At 71.3% G+C, this 4505-nt stretch carries 3 protein-coding genes and 1 pseudogene; all 4 read right to left on the bottom strand.

Annotated features, from left to right (window positions below; all coding sequences use genetic code 11):
* On the bottom strand, positions 1-483 hold a 483-nt coding region (locus tag VGE03_RS15335), incomplete at its 3' end, for a tetratricopeptide repeat protein (protein ID WP_331047345.1).
* A 17-nt stretch (positions 484-500) separates the two neighbouring features.
* Complete coding sequence (locus VGE03_RS15330; protein ID WP_331047344.1) at positions 501-2801, bottom strand: glycosyl transferase family protein; 2301 nt, start codon at positions 2799-2801, stop codon at positions 501-503.
* Between the two features lie 2 nt (positions 2802-2803).
* Positions 2804-3931, bottom strand: a complete 1128-nt coding sequence (gene wecB / locus VGE03_RS15325; RefSeq protein WP_331047343.1) for a non-hydrolyzing UDP-N-acetylglucosamine 2-epimerase — start codon at positions 3929-3931, stop codon at positions 2804-2806.
* A gap of 179 nt (positions 3932-4110) precedes the next feature.
* Positions 4111-4505, bottom strand: a pseudogene (locus tag VGE03_RS15320) (hypothetical protein); the annotation flags it as partial.

Raw genomic sequence — 4505 nt, 5'->3', positions numbered from 1 at the left:
CTCGGCCGCGCGGCCCAGCCGGACCAGAACCTGCGCCCGCGCCCGGGTCAGATAGGCGCGGCTCTCGGCCGTCGGCGCCAGCGGCGCGGCCAGGCCGTAGGCCTCGGCGGCCTGCGCCAGATCGCCGGTCACGCGGGCCGTCTCGGCGCGGCGGGTCTGCACCCGGTGATCCCAGCTGCCCGCCACCGGCTGCAGGATGGCCAGCGCCTCGGCGTTGCGGTCCGAGCCAATCAGGGCGTCGACCAGCAGCAGCCGCCATTCCAGATTGTCGGGCACCGCGCTGACGGCCCGGCGGGCGGGCTCGACGGCGTCGCCGGGACGGCCGGCGTTCATCGCCTGATAGGCGGTGGTGGCTTCGGCATATCCGCCGGCGGTTGGGGTCACGGTCTGGGCCCCGTCCTGGGCATGGGCCTGGACGGGCGGCAGCACGGCGGCGCCGGCGGCGGCCAGGGCGACGGAGGCGAAAAGCAGGGAGCGGTTCACGGCGGGGCCTCGAGGGGTCAGACGGGTTCGTGACGGTGATCGACCGGCGCGCTCTTCAGCGCTTCGGCCAGTTGTTCGTTCAGCCAGCGGGCGCTGCGCTGGTCCTTCAGCGCGGCCTCGATGTCGGCGGCCGAGACCATGCGCAGCCGCGTCAGGGTCTCGCCCAGCGAGCGGCCGTCGGCGCGCGACGCGGCCAGGGCGGTCTGCAGGTCGGCGTGGGTGATGCGGCCCTGACGGATCAGGATGTCGCCCAGTCGCGCATAGCCCGCGCGCACCGAGCGCCACAGCATGGCTTCGCGCGAGGCGTCCAGCCCGCCCGCGGCCCGCAGCCGCGCCAGCTGTTCGCGCACCGCCGGGAAGGGATCGTCGCCCCAGGCGAACCGGATCGCGAAGGCGATGTCGCTCAGCGGCGCGAACAGGAAACGGACGCTGCGCACGCCCTGCTGGCCGAAGCGCCTCTCCAGCGCCGCCCGGTGCTCGGGCGGCAGGGGTTCGGCCAGGGCGACGTCGATGCCCGACCCGTTCCGCCGCAGGGGCACGGCGCCGTAGCGGGCGGCCTCCGCGGGCGTCAGCAGGTTCAGCACCTCGCGGTCGATCTGGAAGGGATCGAAGATCGAGGCGTAGGTCTCGCCGCGCTCGGCGAAGGCCTCGGCCAGATGGTCGTCGTCCACCGCCGCCAGGTCGAGCAGCAGCAGGCCCAGCGGACGGTAGCCGGACTTCTGCGCCTCCAGCGCCCGGGTCAGGTCGGCCTCGCTGACGTGGTTCCAGAACCGCAGGGTCTCGCCCAGCCGGCCGGAGCCCTGCTGCAGCTCGGACAGGGACGGGTAGGCGTGCTGGGTCTTGTCCCAGGCGATCGGACGCCGGGTGATCAGGTGGCTGATGTACTGGCGCGAGGCCCGCCAGAAGGCGCCGAACGAGATCAGGTTCGAGGTCACGATCCGGATCGGCGTCAGCGGGACGTGCTTCAGGCCATGGTTCAGCCCGGTGAACCAGGCCCGGTGCAGGATGCGGTTGACCAGGAAGAAGAAGTTGATGGTCACGATCACCCATACCCAGTGGCGATCGATCACGGGCGGCAGGTTCACCGCCTCCGGCCAGATCTTCTCGACCAGCAGCATGCCGAGCAGCTGGATGACGATGACATAGCCGAACATGCCGACCGGGGCCGTGAACAGGGCCTTGCGGTCGCGGAACAGGTAGTAGCGGTTCACCAGCCCGCCGAACCAGCCCAGCTGGGCCCAGCCCATGATCGAGATGCCCAGGGTCCAGCGCGCCTTCTGGCGGACGCTGTAGAAGAATTTGTGCGGGAAGAATTCCTTGGTCGACACCAGCTCGCGGCGGTGGATGTCCACCATCCCCTTGCGGAACCAGGCCTTCCGCTGGCGCGGCGTCCGGGCGTGATAGCGCACGAACTGCGACGGGTAGCCGAGCGCGCTCAGGCGGTGGGCGACGTCATAGTCCTCGGTCAGGCTGTCGGTGTTGAACGGCTGGCCGTCCTTCTCCTCGACCAGCGCCATCATGGCCCGGCGGTGGAAGGCGGTGGCCACGCCCGCCGACGGGGTCATCCGGGCCAGCGCCGAGCGGACCGGCAGGTCCTTGGTGTGGAACTCGGCGAACTCGTCCATGTAGTGGCAGGCGACGAGGTTGTTCCATTTGCGGTCCATCGACAGCACGGGCATCTGGATCATGGCCGCCTCGTCGACGAACCAGTTGACCGTCTTAAGCCCGAACGGATGCACCACGTCCTCGGCGTCGTGCATCAGGAAGGCGCCGAATTTCTCGCCTGTCCGCTCCTCGTACAGAAGGATGTTCTGGATGATCCAGTTCAGGCAGTCCGCCTTGGACGTCGGGCCGTCGTGCGGCACCTCGGCGCGGTGCACGTTCGGGAAGCGCTGGCGCACCTTCTCGACCTCGCGCCGGGTGTCGGCGTCGTTGGCGTAGACCCCCACGAAGATGTGGTAGCGGCTGTAGTCGAAGGTGTTGTTGGTGTTGGCCACCATGCTGGCGATGACGTCTGACTCCTGCCAGGCGGGCACCATGATGGCGATCAGCTTCTCGGGCTCGCGCTCCAGCAGCCGTTGCGGCGGCGGGCGGTCCCAGAAGCTGCAGAAGCGGACCAGCAGGCCCCACCAGTAGGCCAGGTCGATCAGCAGGTCGTCCAGCGAGCTGATCAGGATCAGCACCGCCGAGATCATCACCGCCCAGCGCAGGAAGGCCCAGTAGGCCAGGGCGGCGGCGTACAGGTCCGCGCCCGTCGGCGCGTGCGCCGCCAGGAAGGTCAGCCAGTACCCGAGGGTGGCGGCCGCGACGGGGGACATGGTCAGACCGCCGCCCGGATCTGTTCGCCACCGGGCGCCTTCGACGGGCTCCAGCGCGAGATGATGTCGGTGATGCGTTCGGCCGCGAAGCCGTCGCCGAATGGGCTGACGGCGCGCACCATCTGCATGCGCTCGGGTTCGTCGGTCAGCAGGTGGGCGGCGGCCTCCAGCACATCCCGCGTGCGCGTGCCGACCAGACGGGCGACGCCCGCCTCGATCGCCTCGGCGCGTTCGGTGGTGTCGCGCAGGACCAGCACCGGGGCGCCCAGCACGGGCCCTTCCTCCTGCACGCCGCCGGAGTCCGACAGCACCAGGCTGGCGCTCTTCAGGTGCGACAGGAAGCCCAGGTAGTCCAGCGGCTCGACGATGCGGATGCGGTCCTGCCCCTGCAGGGCGGCGTCCACCCGACCGCGCAGCGCCGGGTTGGCGTGGGCGGCGAAAACGACCTCGATATCGGCCACCCTGTCCCGCAGCAGGACAAGCGCGGCCAGAATCTGTTCCAATTCGGGACCCCAGTTCTCGCGCCGGTGCACGGTCACCAGCACGCGCCGCAGCCCGCCGGTCAGCGGGGCGGGCGTCACGCGGGCGCCGGACAGCCTGACGGCGTCGATTCCGGTATTTCCGGTCATATGGATCCGGTGCTGGGACACGCCCCCGCGCAGCAGGTTCCGGACCGCGGCCTCGGTCGGGGCGAAATGCAGCTCGGCCAGCTGGCCGACCACGCAGCGCCAGCCCTCCTCGGGGAAGGGCTGATCCAGGTCGAACGTCCGCAGGCCCGCCTCGATATGGCCGATCGGGATGCGCCGGGCGAAGCTGGCCATCGCCCCCGCCGCCGTGGTCGAGGTGTCGCCCTGGACCAGCACCAGCCCGGGCTGCAGGCGGCCCAGCACCTCGTCCAGCCGGTCCATGATCTGGGCGAAACGGCCGCCCAGCGTCCGCTCGGGGGACGGCGGGGCCAGCCGGAACTCCGGCGCGATGCCGAAGGTCTCCAGCGCCTGGGCGTTCAGCGCGCCCTGCTGCTCGGTGGAGATCCACACCGGCTCCAGGTCCCGGCTTGCGGCCAGCGCCGCGCGCACGGGCGCCAGCTTGACGACCTCGGGACGTGTCCCTGCAAGTATAGCGATTTTCACGTTCAGCCCCACAACCCTGTCGAGCAACCTCGACTGTCGCGGTATGCAACGATCGGGCCCAACTGAACCTGAGGGTCCTGTTGTCCGCCGTTCATCTCGCGACCTGCCTCGCCCGGGCGCGCCTCTAGGGCGGGGACGCGTCCGCACCGCGACCGGCTCAAGACCGATTTACGGCAGCGTCACCGTGAGCCCAGCAGGTCGCTCCATCGCCAGCTGCCGGTCCCCAGCGCCACGCGCGCGGCGCCCGGGCCGTCGCCGAGGGTGAACAGCACCATGCCGCGCATGGCCTCGCGGCGGCAGGCCTGGGGCGCGAAGGCCACCTCCAGGGCGATGGCCTGACGCACGCCCGCCAGCCCCTTGCCGGCCTGTCCCGGGGTCTGGCGCCAGTCGCCGTCCCAGACCAGCAGGGCCCGGTTCGAGCCGGCGGCCCGATGGGCGGCCGTCACCGCCGCGCGCACCTCGGCGTCGTCGCGAAGGGCGTTCTGGATCTCGCGCACCAGATCACAGCCGCCGCCGTCGCCTGATCCGCCGCCGCCGCCGCCACCCGAGCCCGCGCCGCCCCCGCCGCCGCCGG

The sequence above is a fragment of the Brevundimonas sp. genome, assembly GCF_036400995.1.
Classification (GTDB): domain Bacteria; phylum Pseudomonadota; class Alphaproteobacteria; order Caulobacterales; family Caulobacteraceae; genus Brevundimonas.
The sequence above is the reverse complement of the archived record's forward strand: the minus strand, read 5'-3'. Positions and strand labels throughout refer to the sequence as shown.